This is a genomic window from Paenibacillus mellifer (genome assembly GCF_023195895.1).
GTDB lineage: Bacteria > Bacillota > Bacilli > Paenibacillales > Paenibacillaceae > Fontibacillus > Fontibacillus mellifer.
On record NZ_JALPRK010000002.1, the window covers coordinates 183,386 to 198,896 of the forward strand.

The window sequence follows — 15,511 nt, forward strand, 5'->3', positions numbered from 1 at the left end:
TTGAACAAGCTAGGAGGCAAAATTCGATGCTGCATCCCATTCGCCACACACTTAAAGACAAAACGCCGCTTTATGTTTTTGTTTCCGTGCTGTTTTTGATGGGCGTCGTATTCGGCGCATTGATGGTTAACGCATTAACATTGGAACAACAGCAGGATATCTCCCGTTACTTAGGTGACTTTTTTCTGTCGATAAACGAGGGCGGAGTGGAGTTTCAGACACAGGCCTTTTGGGACGTGGCCGCCTTGCATTTGAAATGGCTGGGCTTGATCTGGCTGCTTGGTTTGTCTGTCATCGGGCTTCCGGGTATCCTGATCCTTGATTTCTTAAAAGGGGTGCTGATCGGCTTCACCGTCGGCTGCTTGGTCGGCCAATATACCTGGAAGGGATTGCTGTTTGCCCTGGTCTCGGTCGCCCCGCATAACCTCATCGTCATTCCGGCACTGCTGATTGCGAGTGTAGCGGCCATCGGTTTCTCATTGAACATTATCCGCTCGAGGGTTCTGATGAGCCGCACCGGTCAGGCGACCCGTCCGTTTCTCTCGTACACGGGGCTGACGCTGGCCATGGCCGCGGTACTGCTCGCAGTCTCTTCGTTTGAAACCTGGGTGACACCGGTCATGATGAAGTGGGTTACACCTTTGATTGCGTGAAATGAAAGGTAGGTTGACTCAGTTTACCGGGTTAAGACGACTCTAGCAAAATGTTTGACTTTGTTGAATAACTCCCCCTATAATGAAAGAAGTGGTTATTGAACTTTTTTTGGATGTGCGGCAAGGGCTGGGGGAGGGATAACATGGAAGCAAAGATCGAAAAAATCAAACAGCAGTTACAATCCCACGGTTACAAATTGACGCCCCAGCGGGAAGCCACGGTACGCGTATTGCTCGAAAATGAAGACGATCATCTCAGTGCGGAAGATGTTTTCATGCTCGTCAAGGATAAAGCGCCGGAAATCGGCCTGGCCACGGTCTATCGAACTTTGGAATTACTCAGCGAGCTTCATGTCGTGGAGAAGATCAACTTCGGTGACGGAGTAGCCCGGTACGACCTGCGTACCGATACGACAAAACATCATCACCACCATTTGATCTGCGTTCAATGCGGGGCAATGGATGAAATCCGCGAGGATTGGCTTGGACCGCTCGAGGAACGCTTGGAGAAGGAATTCAACTTTACAGTGCTCGATCACCGGTTGGATTTTCAGGGCATTTGTTACCGATGCAAGGACAAGAACAACGACTCTCCGGGAAATGGCAATAAGAAATAAGATCATTAAGCCGAGCTCTTTACGGCCCTGCCGTAGGGAGCTTTTTACGTTGCCTGAGCATATGCGACGGAAGCCTAGCCGTTTGAGCCAATTCCGCATACTCACCAGCTCCTCTCTATATACTGAATACATAGGGGTGTCCAAGCAAGGACCAAGGATGTCGGACGAATGATAGAGAGGATGGGGATGATGGTCATTTCGCTTCGAAAATGGCTGAGATCGGGGAAATATTTGATCCTATTCGTCATGCTTGCGTATACTTTGTATAAAGCGCTGGGGCTGCTGGACGATTACGTGTTTCGTGAGGACAAGTACCGTGTTCCCGAGGGCTCCGCAGTCAAGGTATTTCGAGAAGGCGTTCCGGGAAGCGCCGAGATGGAGACGATGACCGAGCGGCTTAAGCTGTTTTTCTGGTATGGGGAGTAGTCGATCGACAGGAGCAGCAGGGAATTTACGACTTGATGTGGAATTAGTACTCAAGGCGGATGGTTGAAAATATGATTTGTGGACAACCGGGAAAGGAGGCGTAACGCATGGAACGGGATGCGGCCTCTTTTATTTCATTTTTGGCCGAGCAGCGGGGGTTAAGCGAAGCGACTCTGGCATCCTATTCGCGGGACTTGAAGCAGTACATAACCTATTTAAAGGACAAGCAGATCGACGATTATCGCCAAGTCACCCGCGCGGGAATTCTGCTCTATTTTGCTTATCTGAAAGAACAAGGTAAAGCTCCGGCAACGATTCAACGGGTGTCCGTGACTCTTCGTGCTTTTTTTCAATATTTATTGCGGGAACGACGGATTGACCAGAATCCCTTCGTGATGCTGGAAGTGCCAAAAGCGGAGAAGAAACTACCGCAAACGCTGACGGTGGAGGAGATGGAAAGGCTGCTCGAGACGCCCCGACCCGAAACTCCGCTGGGACTTCGGGACAAGGCGATGTTGGAGCTGCTTTATGCTACAGGCATCCGTGTTTCTGAGCTGATCTCGCTGAATACGGCAGACGTAAATCTGGCGCTTCAGTTCCTCCGTTGCTCCGGCGAACGGGGGAAGGAGCGGATCATTCCGTTTGGCGGGGTCACGGCGGAATGGTTGGATCGGTATTTGAAGGAAGGACGTACCCATTTGATCTCGAACGAGCAGGACAACCCTACCTTGTTCCCCAACCGCCGGGGTGAGCGGATCAGCCGCCAAGGTTTCTGGAAGGTGATTAAGAGGTACGGCCAGGAGGCCGGGATCTCGGCGGACATTACCCCGCATACCCTGCGTCATTCCTTCGCCGTTCACCTGCTGGAACGAGGGGCGGACGTATGGTCGGTGCAGGAGTTGTTAGGCCACGCCGATGCTTCGACGATTCAAATGTACGTAAGCCGTTCCAAGACGAATTTGAAAGCGGTCTACGACGCCTTTCATCCACGGGCCAAACGTGAGCCGGAGGCGCTGGAGACCACCGATGATGTTTCAACAAAGGATAGGCAGAATGTTTTCCCTTCAGGCAAGGGATAACTATAGCTGCATAGATTAAAGGAGTGATAGAAGATGGAAAGCGGGAATCGTTTTAGAAAAATGACCGTCATCGTCCTCGACAGCGTGGGGATCGGCGAGCTGCCGGACGCGAAACAATTCGGCGATGAGGGTGCGCATACGTTAGGGCATATTTTGCAAACCGTGCCAGGCACCAAGCTGCCAAACTTACAAAAATTAGGATTGGGTAATATTGCGGAACTGCCGAATTTGAGCCCGGCGGCTGAACCAACGGCTTACTTCGGGAAGATGGCCGAGATTTCCTCGGGCAAGGATACAATGACCGGCCACTGGGAGCTGATGGGACTGAAGACGGAAACGCCGTTCCAAACGTATCCCAACGGCTTCCCGCGGGATTTGATCGCTCGCTTCGAGCAAGAAACGGGTCGCAAAATCATCGGGAACAAGCCGGCTTCGGGCACGGAAATTTTGGTGGAGCTTGGGGAAGAGCATATGAAGACCGGCAACTGGATCGTATACACCTCAGCCGACAGCGTATTCCAAATCGCCGCCCATGAAGAGGTCATTCCTCTGCCGGAGCTATATCGGGCTTGCGAAATCGCTCGCCGGTTGACACTTGAGCCAGAACATTTCGTCGGACGTGTTATCGCTCGTCCGTTTGTCGGTCAGCCGGGCAACTTCCAGCGTACGCCAAACCGTCATGATTATGCGGTGAAGCCGCCGGAACCAACGGTGCTGAACGCACTGAAAAATGCCGGCAAGGAAGTGGTTTCTGTCGGGAAGATCAACGATATTTTCTCTGGCGAAGGCATTACCGCTTCGTATCCGACAAAAAGCAATCAGCACGGGATCGAGGAAACCTTGAACCGTATCGGTCAGGATTTCTCGGGGTTGCTATTCACGAATCTTGTCGATTTCGACTCCTTATACGGACATCGCCGTGACCCTCAAGGTTATGCGCGCGCCCTGGAGGAATTTGACGCTGCGTTACCGGATCTGCTGAAGAACGTGGGCGAGAACGACCTGCTGGTGATTACCGCCGACCATGGCAATGATCCGATTCATGCCGGGACAGACCATACGCGTGAATACGTTCCGCTGCTTGTCTATGGGCCAAGCCTAAATAAACCGGGCAGCCTGGGCGTCAGAGCCACTTATGCAGATTTGGCGGCGACGATTGCTGACAACTTTGGGGTACATGCTACCGAGCACGGCAAGAGCTTTTTGGACGAACTTGTTTAAGAAAGGAAGTTCAAAAGGTAGGTCTCCCTACGGCTCGCTACTCAGTCCCTAGCTTCTTCCAACCTTCTCGGTGCTGAAAAGCCGACTTTTTGAATTTTATTATAGATTTGGAGGATTTCGATATGACGACAACATTAACAATAGGCATGATCCGGGAGGCTGCGGAGTATATCCGCTCCCGTTCGGCGTTAACGCCAAAGGTAGGTTTGATTCTGGGCTCCGGGCTGGGCGTTCTGGCCGATCACATCGAGCAGCCGGTCAGCATCGACTACCGTGACATTCCGTTCTTTCCGCAATCGACGGTGGAAGGTCATGCCGGGGAGTTGTTAATCGGGACGGTACAAGGCACGGCTGTCGTGCTTATGAAGGGCCGTTTCCACATGTACGAAGGATACGGGCCGGAGATGACCGCGTTTCCGGTACGCGTGATGAAAGAGCTGGGCGTCACGACGCTGCTCGTCACTAATGCCGCCGGCGGGGTCAATACGTCTTATGAACCAGGCGATTTGATGTTGATATCCGACCATCTGAACCTGACGGGAAGAAATCCGCTGGTTGGTCCCAACGACGAGGAGCTTGGAGCGCGCTTCCCGGACATGTCCCAAGCGTACAGCCGCCGTTTGCGCGAGATCGCTCGGAAGATAGCCGCAGACAGAGGGGTGCCGTTGCAAGAGGGCGTTTATGCCGGTTTGCTTGGCCCAACTTATGAAACGCCGGCGGAAATCCGGATGCTTCGGACGCTTGGCGCTGACGCGGTCGGGATGTCCACGGTCTCCGAAACGATCGTAGCTCGGCATGCAGGCATTGAGGTGTTGGGCATCTCCTGTATCAGTAACATGGCTTCAGGTATTTTGGACCAGCCATTATCCCACCAGGAGGTAATGGAAACGACCGAGCGCGTACGGGAGAAGTTCCTCAGCCTCGTATTGTCCATCATCCCCCAAATTGGAGAAGCCTAAGGGACGGAGGTAAGGAGCGATGAGAGCGGTAGATCTGATCCGTAAAAAAAGGGACGGCCAAGAGTTAACAAGCGAAGAGATTGCTTTCTTAGTAAAAGGGTACAGCGAAGGACAAATTCCCGATTACCAAATGGCCGCTTGGGCGATGGCCGTTTATTATCAAGGGATGACAGCCCGGGAAACCGCGGACCTGACGTTAGCGATGGCCGGTTCCGGGGATACGATTGACCTTGGTTCCATTCATGGTATCAAGGTCGACAAGCACTCTACTGGCGGGGTTGGTGACAAGACGACCGTCGTCCTTGGTCCGCTCGTTGCGGCTTGCGGCGTGCCGGTGGCGAAGATGTCGGGCCGAGGCCTGGGCCATACCGGCGGGACGATCGACAAGCTGGAAGCGATCTCCGGATTTTCCGTGGAGCTCGGGAAGGAGCAGTTCTTCCGCCAGGTTAACGAAATCGGCCTGGCCGTTGTCGGCCAAAGCGGCAATATGACGCCTGCCGACAAGAAGCTGTATGCGCTGCGCGACGTGACCGCAACGGTGGATTCCATTCCGCTGATTGCCAGCAGTGTCATGAGCAAGAAAATCGCCGCTGGCGCAGATGCCATCGTGCTTGACGTGAAGACAGGCAGCGGTGCGTTCATGAAGACGCTGGAGGACTCGATCCGCTTGGCCAAGGCCATGGTTGATATCGGAACCCAGGTAGGTCGCCGGACGGTCGCCGTGATCAGTGACATGGACCAACCGCTAGGCCACGCGATCGGCAATGCGCTGGAGATCCAGGAAGCCGTTGCGACACTGCGGGGCGAAGGTCCAACCGACCTCGAGGAGGTTTGTTTGATCTTGGCGTCGCATATGTTGATTCTCGGCGGCAAAGCGGCCGACGAAGAAGAGGCGCATACGATGCTGACTGCGCAAATAAAAAACGGAGAAGCGATGGAGAAACTGAAGCAGATGGTGTCTGCGCAAGGCGGCAATACGGAGCAAATCGACCATCCAGAGCTGCTGCCGACGGCGGAGCTGAAGGTGGACGTGAAAGCAACCGGCAGCGGCTTTGTGGAATCGATTCAGGCGGAAGAGATCGGTATCGCCGCCATGATGCTGGGCGCCGGACGGGAAACGAAGGATTCCGTTATCGACTTGGCAGCCGGAGTGGAGCTCCTCAAGAAGATCGGTGATCCGGTTGAGGTTGGCGAAACGCTGGCCGTACTCCATTTCAACCCCAGCCATGAAGCGGGCCGGGTGGAAGCGGAGCGGCGTATCTTGAATGCTTACGGCATTTCCGGGACGAAGGTGCCTACGCGTCCTCTCGTCTTTGCGCTTGTGACCCCGGATGGTGTCAAGCGGTTTTAAGCTTGTGCGGTTAGGTTGCCTCGGTTTAATTTGTATTGTATGAAACAACGGTAATAATAGGCCTTATTTTCGTTGAATGCGGGGCGTTCCTCTATATCTGAGCGCTCTCCCAAAATCAATAAAATAAGGCCACAAATGTCTCTTGTTCAAAATATGACACGAAACCAAACGCCGAAAGGCGTTTTTCTTTTTGTTCAGGAATATTATCCCTCTTTCATGCCGATACTAGGTTAGCAGAATCCAGACTTATGTCCAAAGGAGGACGAATCTTGAAAAGACGGGTGTTGATCTGGTTTGCCGCGTTCATTCTGGCCGTGTCGGTATGGCCGACTTACACCAGCGCGGAACATGGTGGACCACATGTCGGGGATGATGAAATTGCGTTGGCGGAACAAGCACTTTCCGCCGTATTAATCGATGCCGATACAGGCACGGTCATTTACGAGAAAAAGAGTCATGAGAAGCTGCCTCCGGCGAGCATTACCAAGATCATGACAATGCTGTTGACGATGGAAGCCATCGATAATGGTTCGCTGAAGCTGACCGATAAGGTTACCGCCAGCGAGTATGCAGCATCCATGGGAGGATCCCAGATCTTTCTGGAGCCAGGGGAATCGATGACGGTCGACGAGATGCTCAAGGGCGTTGCCATGGCCTCCGGGAACGATGCGTCCGTAGCGTTGGCTGAGAAAATCGCCGGTTCCGAAAAAGCGTTCGTGAAAATGATGAACGAACGCGCCCAACAGCTCGGCATGAAGGACACGCATTTTGCTAATTGTAACGGCTTGCCGGTAGCCGACCACTACAGCTCCGCGCATGATATTGCCGTTATGAGTCGGGAGCTGCTGAAGCATGAGGGAATTACGAAATATACCGGCGCTTATCAAGATTACTTGCGTCAGGGGTCGGAGAAGCCATTCTGGCTCGTAAACACAAACAAGCTGGTCCGCTTCTACAGCGGGGCCGATGGCCTGAAGACCGGCTATACGTCGGAAGCGAAGTTCTGCCTGGCCGCTACCGCAAAACGCGACGGGTTGCGCTTGATCGCCGTGGTGCTTGGGGAGCCAAACACAAAAACACGGAACAGCGAAGTATCCGCCATGTTCGATTATGCCTTCTCGCAATACGCGCTGCTCCCGATTTATCAAGCGGGGGAAACCATCGGCAAGGTCAAGGTACAGAAAGGGATGAGCGCACAGCTGGAGTTGGCCGCCTCGAAACCGCTTAACGTGCTGGTCAAAAAAGGCGTGAAGCAAGACAGCATCACCCATAAGCTCATCGCGCCGGAAAAACTCGCAGCACCAATTAAAGCGGGTCAATCTGTCGGCAAGCTGGTTGTGTATCAGGATGGCCGTGCGCTGACCGAATTCGAGCTGACCGCGCCAAGCGATATCGATAAAGCCGGTTGGTGGACGTTGTTTAAACGAACGGCCGCACACTTGTTTTTTGTAGATTCATAGGGCTTTTCTTCTAGTTTTGTCAGTCGGCAGGAATCCGGCCCGGGATCGTAGAATTGTTGTGTTCATGTCAGGGAGGAGAGTGAACAGACGTGAATTTGCAAGTGGAAATGGAAAAACACCGCGATACGTTAATCGTACGCTTGAGCGGGGAATTGGACCATCACACGGCGGACGACGTCCGCATGCGGATGGATGAAGAAATCGCCCGCGGGAACTGCCGCAATCTCGTATTAAGCATGAAGTCGCTGCAGTTTATGGATAGCTCCGGTATCGGGGTGATCCTCGGAAGATATAAGCTGATCAAGCAAAAGGGCGGGAAGATGGTTGTGTGTGACGTTAACCCGCCGGTATATCGGCTTCTGGAAATGTCGGGATTGTTTAAGATCATGTCCATCTTCGAAAACGAGGATACGGCGCTGACAGATCTGGAGGTGGCCCTGTGAATACCCAAGCGAATCAAGCCGGAAATTTTATGTCTCTCAAGTTTGCCGCAAAGTCCGAAAATGAATCGTTTGCCCGGGTGACCGTTGCCGCCTTCGTCTCCCAACTGGACCCGACGATGGATGAGATCACCGATCTGAAGACGGTGGTATCCGAAGCGGTCACGAATTCCATCATCCACGGATACGACGGGAATCCGGAAGGGGTCGTATCGATCTCCGCCGCGATTGAAGGGGATACGGTGACCTTGATTATCGAGGATCAAGGCCGCGGGATCGAGGACGTGGAGCTGGCGAAGCAGCCGCTTTATACGTCGAAGCCGGAGCTGGAGCGCTCGGGGATGGGCTTTACGATCATGGAAAATTTCATGGACGAATTCGATGTGATCAGCGAGATGGGCGGAGGCACGCGCATTCGGATGAAGAAGAGGATTGTATCCAAGAAAGCTTTATACAATTAGGGGTTGGATCTATGGATGCCGAAGTGAAGCAAATCTCGAGAGAGTTTTTGGACGACACGGAAGTGAAACGATTGATCGCCCTGAGTCAATCAGGGGACAACGCTGCCAGAGACCGGCTGGTGAACTGCAACATTCGGCTTGTTTGGTCCGTCGTGCAGCGGTTTATGAATCGGGGATACGAGCCCGAGGATTTGTTTCAAATCGGCTGTATCGGCCTGCTCAAGTCGGTGGACAAGTTTGATCTCAGCTATGATGTGAAGTTTTCTACGTATGCGGTGCCGATGATTATCGGGGAAATCCAGCGTTTCCTGCGCGACGACGGGACGCTGAAGGTCAGCCGTTCGTTGAAAGAAATGGCGAACAAGGTTCGCAAGAAGAAGGATGAATTGTCCAAGCTGCTGGGCCGGCTTCCGACGGTTAAGGAAGTTGCCGAGGAGCTGGGGGTTACGCCCGAGGATGTCGTGTTTGCCCAAGAAGCGAACAAGCCTCCGGCGTCGATTCACGAGACTGTGTTTGAAAATGACGGCGACCCCATCACGCTAATGGATCAAATCGCCGATGAATCCCAGGAGCGTTGGTTCGACAAGCTGGCGCTTCACGAAGCGATCGGCGGCTTGACCGACCGGGAGCGTCTGATCGTATACCTAAGGTACTACCGCGACCAGACCCAGTCGGAAGTAGCGACCCGACTCGGCATCTCCCAGGTTCAGGTGTCCAGGCTGGAGAAGAAAATATTACAGAGCATTCGCGACCAGATCGCGCAATGACCTGACATGCACGCCCCTTTGGGCAGCGGTGGCCTTCGTACGGCACGCTGAACCCGGAGGGGTTTTTGCATGGATGAGCGATTAGGACCTTCATGTGCTGCGCACAAAATTCGGCTTGGTTTTTCGGCAACGCAACCAACAACTTGCTCGGCCCGTTCCGTCCGTACCGTATTGCCAGCTATAATAGCTACTAAAATCAAGGCGGCGGATGGAAGGTGGGAGAGCCATGGGTCTGAATGCACTTAACGAACGGGTGAAACGGGATCTTGCTTACCTGAATTATGGAGCGGCAGGCTGGGTGCCGCCACGAACTTCCGCGGAGGGGCATATCTATGATGTGGTGATCGTGGGAGGCGGACAGAGCGGACTCGGCGCCGCCTTCGGATTGATGCGCGAGCGGATCCCCAATCTTCTGGTTATCGACGAAAACCCAAAGGGGCGGGAAGGCCCTTGGGATACGTACGCCCGGATGGTCACGCTGCGTACTCCGAAAGGGTTGACCTCCATCGATTTAGGTATTCCCGCCCTCACTTTTCGCGCCTGGTGGGAAGCGTTGTACGGGGCGTCTGCGTGGGAGGCGTTGGACAAAATTCCACGCGGCGCGTGGATGGACTATTTGCGCTGGTATCGCAAGGTGCTGGAGCTTCCGGTTGTAAATGAAACGAAGCTTACGCTGATCGAGCCGATAGAGCAAGGTCTTTATCGCCTGCATCTGGAGGGGTTGGGAGCGCCAGCAGCCCATCTGCTTGCTCGTAAGGTGGTACTGGCGACCGGGATTCAAGGCGGCGGCAGATGGCATGTTCCGCCAATGATCGAGGACCGCCTGCCGCGAAGCTTATATGCCCATACCTCGGAATCGATCGATTTTACTGCCTTACAGGGGAAAAGATTGGCTATCCTCGGCGGAGGCGCGTCCGCTTTTGATAATGCCAACCATGCGTTAGCCGAAGGTGCGGCGGAAGCGCATGTCTTCGTGCGGCGCGATAAGCTGCCCAGCGTCAACCCGATCCGCCAGATGGAGGGCTCGGGAATGATCGAGCGGTTCTATACGCTGACCGATGCGGAGAAATATCGGGTGATCTCGCATTTTTTCCAAACGAATCAGCCGCCAACGTCCGATATGTTCGAGCGCGCGGCGGCTTGGCCGGGGTTCGTACTGCACCTCGACTCGCCTTGGCTGGATGTCGAAGGTTCCGAGGGAGGGATAACCGTAACAACGCCGCATGGCCGCGAGGACTTCGACTTCCTCATCGTCAGCACCGGCCTGATCAGCGACCCGGCGCTGCGGCCGGAGCTGCGACTGCTGGAACGCCATATCAAGCGCTGGGGCGACGTATATGCTCCGCCAACCGGGGAGGAGAACGCGCTGCTGGACCTGCATCCCTATCTAAGTCCGGGGTTCGCGATGCGACCAAGGAATGCGGAAGGGGAAGTACTCCTGCATGGGCTGTTCGTCTTTAATTACTCAGCGTTAGCCTCTTGCGGCTTGTCTGCCTCGGCGATATCGGGAACCCGCAACGCCATCCCTAAACTGGTGGCGGGTATTGCGGATCAGCTGTTTACCGATGACAAGCAGGCGATACTGGACGCCTACTTTAACTATGACACGCCGGAGTTTACCGTGACCTGGCGTCCAGCAGCGGCACCAGCGAAAGCTCAATCCTAGTAGCTTGGAAACAAAGCATAAGGCCGCAGGGGCAAACTCCCTGCGGCCTTTCGTAACGTGATCGGGCTTAGACATAATGTTGGAGTACCAGCCCGCCGTAGATGAACGCCGCAACGATGACGAGGGCGGGGTGGATTTTGCGGCGCTCCATCGCCCAAAACGCGATGACTGCGATCCCCAGCGTCTGCCAGATGCCGATGGCGGTGAAGGGCTCTTTGGCCATCTGCCAGGTTAACGTGACCATCATGACCGCAATCACCGGCTGCACCAGCAAGGTCATGCCTTTGACGACGTTGGACTGGCGGTATTTGGCGAGCAAGCGGAGCAGCAGGATGAGCCCTGCCGCTGAGGGCAGCACGGTGGCTAGCAATGCCAGCCCAAGCCCGATCCAACCGCCGACCTCGAAGCCGACGTAGGCGGCGATTTTGGTGGCGATGGGTCCGGGCAAGGCGTTACCCAATGCGAGCATGTTGGAGAACTCCGCATCGGACAGCCAGTGATAATGGGGAACGATCTCCTCGTACATCAGGGGGATGGAGGAAGGCCCTCCGCCGTAGCCAAGCAGATTGGCGATCAGGAAGCCGAGCAGCAATTCCAGCCAGTTAATCAAGGGGAACCCCCTTCCTGATCCTGCTTCCGTTTCCTGCGCAGGCGGGCAACCGCTCGGTAGTGGACGGCACCGTATCCGAGGAACAGTACGATAACCAGCGCCGGATGTACCTGGAATACCTCTAGCAGCAGCAGGGCCAGCAGCATGAACAGGATGCCGGCGGTGATACCGAGGCCCTTGATCCCTTTTTTCGCGAATTCATAGGCCATGCCCCCCAGCATAACGGCGATAACGGGGGAAACGCCGGCGATCATCCCTTGGACGACACGGGAACCGGCCAGAAAGTTCACGGCGGATAACAGCAGGAGCATCGCCAGGACGCTAGGGAAGATGTGCATAACAACAGAGTATACCGCTCCCCAGGTTCCTCTGTGTTTATAGCCGAGATAGGCGGCCATCTTTGTGGCGATGGGTCCAGGCAAGGCGTTGGCCAAGGCGAGGATTTCGCCAAATTCCTCGTCGCTGAGCCACTGATAACGCTTGACGGCATCGTGCCGAATCAAGGGGATGACGGAAGGCCCGCCGCCGTATCCCAACACGCCGGTTCGGGCCATGGACACGCCGAGGTCCAGGTAATCTCTTTGACGCGGTTTCAAGCGGTTCCCTCCTTATGTAGGCTTAAGTTACCCGATTTTACTCATTCCTAGAAATACCACGCAATCTCATTATAGGGGGTAACGGACGCCAGGCGGCATAAAATTGTGCAGCGCACACAAATGTCGTCACCGGCGAACCGAGGATCGCCCTCCAGCGTTGACTTGCCGGAGGACGTGGGGTTAAATGGCAGTAATTTCACGGGAGGGGATGCCGATGAGCAAACAGCTGAGCTGCGGCATGCAATCGATGGTCGTCAGCCCGCATCACCTGGCTTCGGCGGCGGGAGACCGCATTCTGGAACGAGGCGGGAACGCCTTTGATGCCGCGGTTGCCGTCAGCGCCGCGCTGGCTGTGGTCTATCCGCACATGACGGGGCTGGGGGGCGATGCGTTTTGGCTTTGCTATAGTGCCGAGGAGGGGCGAGTTCGAGCTTATAACGGGAGCGGCCGTTCCGGTGGGGAGGTTCTCCTGGCACGTTATGCGGGCGAATCCGAGATTCCGCGCCGGGGTGCGCGGGCGGCGATTACGGTTCCTGGGATGGCGGACAGTTGGGAGGCCGTACAAAGCCGTTATGGGCGGTTAACGCTTGCGGATGCGCTGGAGAGTGCGATCGGTTATGCGGCGGAAGGATTTCCGATGTCGCCGGACCAGCATCGGAACACGCTGCGGGTCGGTTCTGCATTATCCGGTGAGGCGGTCTCCATTTATATTCCGGGGGGAAGGTTGCCCCAACCCGGCGACCGGTTCATCCAGCCGGATTTGGCTCGCTCGCTGTCACTTTTGGCGGCGGGTGGCCGGGATGTTTTTTATCAGGGGGAGATCGCCGAGAGGATCTGCGGCGGACTGGCGAGGTTGGGAGGTTACTTGCGGCCGGCGGACTTCGCGGAGCATCGCGGCTTGTGGTGCGAGCCGGTATCCACAACCTATCACGGCTACACGATGTATCAGGTACCGCCCAATTCGCAGGGCTTCACTGCCTTGATGACGCTGAATATTTTGGAATATTTCGATTTTGGAGCTATGGCCCATGGCTCATACGCGTTCTACCACTTGCTGATTGAAGCGATTAAAGCGAGCTTCCGGGACCGCGATGCGGTGCTCACGGATCCGGAGTTTGCAGAGATCCCTTTGGAGGTTCTGCTAGACAAAAAGTATGCAGCCCGCTTGGCCGCATCCATCTCATTCGATAAGGCGGCGTCGGTGACTAGCCAGCCGGTTGGACGGGATACGGCTTATGCGGCGGTGGTTGATTCCGAAGGCAATGCCGTTTCGTTTATCCAAAGCCTTTATTTCGAATTCGGCGCGGGGATTGCTCCCGGTGGAACCGGGATCCTCCTGCAGAATCGGGGCTCGTTTTTTTCGCTGAACCCCAACGCCATCAATCGGCTGGCTCCCCGCAAGCGCACGTTCCACACGTTGATGCCGGCGCTTGCGATGCGAAATGGAAAACCTGCGATTCTTTATGGCACGCAAGGCGGGGAGGGCCAGCCGCAAACGCAAACGCTGCTGTTAACCCGCTTGCTGCATTACGGGATGAATCCGCAAGAAGCGGTTGACCAGCCCCGGTTCGTCTGGGGGCGAACCTGGGGCGAGCCAACCGAAGCGCTGACGGTGGAAGGAAGGGTGGGGCCGGAGGTGTTGGCCGCCCTCGCCGCTGCCGGTCATCAGGTGCGGACAGCTGCAGATTATGACGGACTGGCCGGCCATGCCCATGTCATCGTAGTCGATGAAAACGGCAGAAAGTACGGCGGAACCGACCCGCGCTGCGACGGAGCGGCGATCGGACGGTAGCAGGGGCGTACGTTTGTTGGTCTGGGACAAAAGGAGAGGCGGAAAATGGATTAGGAGGGAGAAGGAATGGGCCAAAACAACGATTACGGGGCTTACATGAATCCGGACCTGATGATTCGCCCAACGAGCCGCGGAATTCTGAACGGAACTACGTTTGCCGTGAAGGATGTGATCGCCATACGCGGGCATGTATCGTCGGCAGGCAATCCCGCCTGGCTTCGCAGCCATCAGCCGGCTGAGGAGCACGCGGAAGCGGTGCGACGGCTGCTTGCGGCCGGGGCGGAGCTTCGGGGGGTAACGCATACGGACGAACTAATGTACAGCCTCGGCGGTGAAAACATCCATTACGGGACCCCGATCAATCCGCGAGCCCGGGGAAGGATCCCCGGCGGTTCATCCAGTGGCTCGGCGGTCGCGGTTGCATCGAACAGCGTTGATTTCGCCCTGGGCACCGATACAGGCGGCTCGGTTCGCGTGCCGGCGTCCTACTGCGGCATCTACGGGTTCCGCCCAAGCCATGGGGCCGTCGATATGCGCGGCGTGATCCCGCTGGCACCGCGCTTTGATACGATTGGCTGGATGGCACGTTCGCCTGAGCTGCTGCTGCGCGTCGGAGAGGTTTTGCTCGCCTCCGCCAAAGCAGCGGAAGCGGAGGATGCCGGCCGGAGCGTCCCTAGGCTGTTGCTGGCTAAGGAGGCCTGGGCCTTAACCGATCCGTCCTGCGGAGATCGGTGGTCTGAGGCGCTCCGTTCCCTTCAGGCGGGGGCTACCGCCACCGTGGAGATCGGCGTGGCGGAGGAAGGGCTGGAAGCTTGGAAGGAGGCGTTCCGCGAGCTGCAGGCCAGCCAAATTTGGGCTGCCCATGGGGCTTGGATCCGCGGGGAAAACCCGGCATTTGGCCCTGACATCGCCGACAGGTTCACCATTGCGGAGCAAATGGCGGGTCAAGATCATTCCCGTGTCGAAGTGCTGCAACGCTCGATCGTACGGCGTCTATACGATCTGCTAGGAGATGACGGGGTCCTGGTCATTCCTACGGTACCCGGGGTCGCTCCGTTTTCTGGCGGAAGAGGGGAGGAGTTGGAGCGTAACCGAAGCGGAGCGCTTACCCTTTGCTGCATCGCCGGGTTAGCTGGGCTTCCGCAGGTGACGCTACCTGTGAATGGGCCAGAGGGATTGCCGCTTGGATTATCCGTGATCGGCGGGCCAGGGAGGGATTTGCGGTTGCTTGCCTGGATCAACCATGTATGGAAAACCGTCCGGATTTCATGAATGGCGTTACGGATTCGGCTGCCTGATGATCCTCGTCAGGTGGCCTTTTTCGTATCTTACGAAAGATTCAGGATATGAATGTGTTATATATATGTAATGAAACATATCATAAATAAGCCCAAATTTGATTTTTCTCCTTTT

16 protein-coding genes are annotated in these 15,511 nt (G+C 55.7%); 14 read left to right on the plus strand and 2 right to left on the minus strand.

The annotated features are described in order from the left end of the window. The first annotated feature begins 26 nt into the window (after positions 1–26). The 12 genes from spoIIM to M0651_RS03625 all read left to right on the plus strand — a co-directional run bounded on the left by spoIIM (position 27) and on the right by M0651_RS03625 (position 11,100). Positions 27–653: a stage II sporulation protein M gene (gene spoIIM / locus M0651_RS03570; RefSeq protein WP_248550468.1), complete on the plus strand. Its 627-nt coding sequence runs from the start codon at positions 27–29 to the stop codon at positions 651–653. A gap of 143 nt (positions 654–796) precedes the next feature. Beyond that, positions 797–1,270, plus strand: a complete 474-nt coding sequence (gene fur, locus M0651_RS03575) for a ferric iron uptake transcriptional regulator (RefSeq protein ID WP_155605418.1) — start codon at positions 797–799, stop codon at positions 1,268–1,270. 168 nt (positions 1,271–1,438) lie between these two features. Continuing rightward, positions 1,439–1,696 carry a DUF4227 family protein gene (locus tag M0651_RS03580; RefSeq protein ID WP_248550469.1) on the plus strand — a complete coding sequence of 86 codons (258 nt, stop codon included), beginning with the start codon at positions 1,439–1,441 and terminating at the stop codon, positions 1,694–1,696. 107 nt (positions 1,697–1,803) lie between these two features. Next, positions 1,804–2,775 carry a site-specific tyrosine recombinase XerD gene (gene xerD / locus M0651_RS03585; protein WP_248550470.1) on the plus strand — a complete coding sequence of 324 codons (972 nt, stop codon included), beginning with the start codon at positions 1,804–1,806 and terminating at the stop codon, positions 2,773–2,775. Positions 2,776–2,808: 33 nt separating this feature from the next. After that, positions 2,809–3,996, plus strand: coding sequence for a phosphopentomutase (locus M0651_RS03590; protein WP_248550471.1), 1,188 nt, complete (start codon positions 2,809–2,811; stop codon positions 3,994–3,996). 122 nt (positions 3,997–4,118) lie between these two features. Then, positions 4,119–4,955, plus strand: coding sequence for a purine-nucleoside phosphorylase (locus tag M0651_RS03595; RefSeq protein WP_248550472.1), 837 nt, complete (start codon positions 4,119–4,121; stop codon positions 4,953–4,955). A gap of 19 nt (positions 4,956–4,974) precedes the next feature. Then, positions 4,975–6,306 carry a pyrimidine-nucleoside phosphorylase gene (locus M0651_RS03600; protein WP_248550473.1) on the plus strand — a complete coding sequence of 444 codons (1,332 nt, stop codon included), beginning with the start codon at positions 4,975–4,977 and terminating at the stop codon, positions 6,304–6,306. Positions 6,307–6,575: 269 nt separating this feature from the next. Beyond that, positions 6,576–7,766, plus strand: coding sequence for a D-alanyl-D-alanine carboxypeptidase family protein (locus M0651_RS03605; protein WP_248550474.1), 1,191 nt, complete (start codon positions 6,576–6,578; stop codon positions 7,764–7,766). Positions 7,767–7,855: 89 nt separating this feature from the next. Next, the gene (gene spoIIAA, locus M0651_RS03610; RefSeq protein ID WP_248550475.1) at positions 7,856–8,209 is read left to right on the plus strand and encodes an anti-sigma F factor antagonist; all 354 of its coding nucleotides are present in this window, start codon (positions 7,856–7,858) and stop codon (positions 8,207–8,209) included. 29 nt (positions 8,210–8,238) lie between these two features. Further along, the gene (spoIIAB, locus tag M0651_RS03615) at positions 8,239–8,667 is read left to right on the plus strand and encodes an anti-sigma F factor (protein ID WP_248550617.1); all 429 of its coding nucleotides are present in this window, start codon (positions 8,239–8,241) and stop codon (positions 8,665–8,667) included. Between the two features lie 11 nt (positions 8,668–8,678). Further along, positions 8,679–9,434 (plus strand): RNA polymerase sporulation sigma factor SigF, encoded by a 756-nt coding sequence (sigF, locus tag M0651_RS03620; protein WP_059043530.1) that lies wholly within the window; start codon positions 8,679–8,681, stop codon positions 9,432–9,434. A 226-nt stretch (positions 9,435–9,660) separates the two neighbouring features. Continuing rightward, the gene (locus M0651_RS03625) at positions 9,661–11,100 is read left to right on the plus strand and encodes a flavin-containing monooxygenase (protein ID WP_248550476.1); all 1,440 of its coding nucleotides are present in this window, start codon (positions 9,661–9,663) and stop codon (positions 11,098–11,100) included. Between the two features lie 67 nt (positions 11,101–11,167). Here M0651_RS03625 and chrA read toward each other — a convergent pair whose 3' ends face one another. Further along, positions 11,168–11,710 carry a chromate efflux transporter ChrA gene (chrA, locus tag M0651_RS03630; RefSeq protein WP_248550477.1) on the minus strand — a complete coding sequence of 181 codons (543 nt, stop codon included), beginning with the start codon at positions 11,708–11,710 and terminating at the stop codon, positions 11,168–11,170. After that, entirely contained in the window at positions 11,707–12,306 is a 600-nt protein-coding gene (gene chrB / locus M0651_RS03635; RefSeq protein ID WP_282577740.1) for a chromate efflux transporter ChrB, read from the minus strand. The genes chrA and chrB overlap by 4 nt, the downstream gene beginning before the upstream one ends. Positions 12,307–12,520: 214 nt before the next feature. Here chrB and ggt point away from each other — a divergent pair, with 214 nt between their 5' ends. Then, a complete protein-coding gene (gene ggt, locus M0651_RS03640) occupies positions 12,521–14,098 on the plus strand; it encodes a gamma-glutamyltransferase (protein WP_248550478.1) in 1,578 nt (525 codons plus the stop codon). Positions 14,099–14,164: 66 nt separating this feature from the next. Then, complete coding sequence (locus M0651_RS03645) at positions 14,165–15,370, plus strand: amidase (RefSeq protein WP_248550479.1); 1,206 nt, start codon at positions 14,165–14,167, stop codon at positions 15,368–15,370. The last annotated feature ends 141 nt before the right edge of the window (positions 15,371–15,511 follow it).